General features: G+C 47.6%; 1 protein-coding gene. It reads right to left on the bottom strand.

The window, feature by feature from the left end; all coding sequences use genetic code 11:
• Nucleotides 1–31 precede the first annotated feature (31 nt).
• A complete protein-coding gene (locus LCM31_RS16225) occupies nt 32–973 on the bottom strand; it encodes an IS110 family RNA-guided transposase (RefSeq protein ID WP_224871801.1) in 942 nt (313 codons plus the stop codon).
• Nucleotides 974–1,168: the final 195 nt, after the last annotated feature.

The following is a 1,168-nucleotide window of genomic DNA, read 5'->3' as shown; positions in this document are numbered from 1 at the left end:
TAACAAGTGACTATGGTGTCCCGTCAAGCGATTAAGCCATTTTTTCATCCCAGTACGTGTTGTTTTTAACCATGGTATTGAGGATCGTGAGTTGCTTTCGCATGCAGGCAACGATGGCAACTTTCTTAGGTTTTCCAGCGGCTACCATACGCTCATACATTGGTTTCAGTTTCGGGTGAGATTGGATCGCAGACATCATTGAGACAAATAGAACCGTTCTCACGCGGTGGCGCCCGCCTCGAATGAATCGCTTACCCTGGTAGCGTCCACTATCGCGATTCATCGGTGCGATACCAACAAGCGCAGCGATCTCCTTACGATTAAGTTTCCCGAGTTCAGGTAGCTCGCTCATGAGTGTATAAGCGACGACGTTGCCGACGCCTTTTGCACTCAGAAGAAGATCTCGTTTTTCTTTCCACTCGGTCACACTGCTGATTAGCTTGTCGAGCTGCTTGTCGATTTTAAGTAATTCGTTCTTGATTGCGGTAAGGATTTGACGAATGGGGTCGTGAACTGACTTTGGCATCCTCTTGAGCCGATTCTTCTGCATAGTGCTCATCTCAAGGCACTGACTACGGACGGCAAGTAAATCACTGATTTCGCGTAGTTTTTCTGGTTTTATCGTAGTTAGTGCTGGTTTCATGGCCTCGCCAAAGTGGGCAATATCCATGGCATCTAGCTTGTCGGTTTTAGCGATTCTTCCTGATGATTTTGCAAAATTACGGATCTGTGAAGGGTTGCAAACAACAATGGGTAGCCCACGCTTGTCAGCAGCACACACAAAATCCATTTCAAGTCGCCCCGTTGATTCGATCAACACCCTGGAAGGGTTGAGTGCCAGTATCGCGCTTACTGCTTGCTCGATACCTTCTTTATTGTTTTGGGCGCTAAAGAATTGGCCAGTGGGTCTCACATAGATATCGAGTTGAGTGCTACTGGTATCGATACCGACATTGATCTCTTGATATTGCATAAGATAAGCTATCTCCGCCTTGCTATTCGGGCTCGAGGCCCACATGACTATTCGAGTTATGCCTAGTGAGTGTTTGTCACGTTCATACTTGTTATCGGTCTTAATGAACCGGCCAGGCAGCGAACTGTGATAAACAAGGCCTTCGGTGGCCGCCGAAGGTGGGTCTCAATTTACCCGTTAGCGAGAAGGGCGTAA

The sequence above is a fragment of the Microbulbifer agarilyticus genome (assembly GCF_020171345.1).
GTDB lineage: Bacteria > Pseudomonadota > Gammaproteobacteria > Pseudomonadales > Cellvibrionaceae > Microbulbifer > Microbulbifer agarilyticus_D.
Note: the sequence above shows the minus strand (reverse complement) of the source record. Positions and strands in the feature narration are given on the sequence as shown.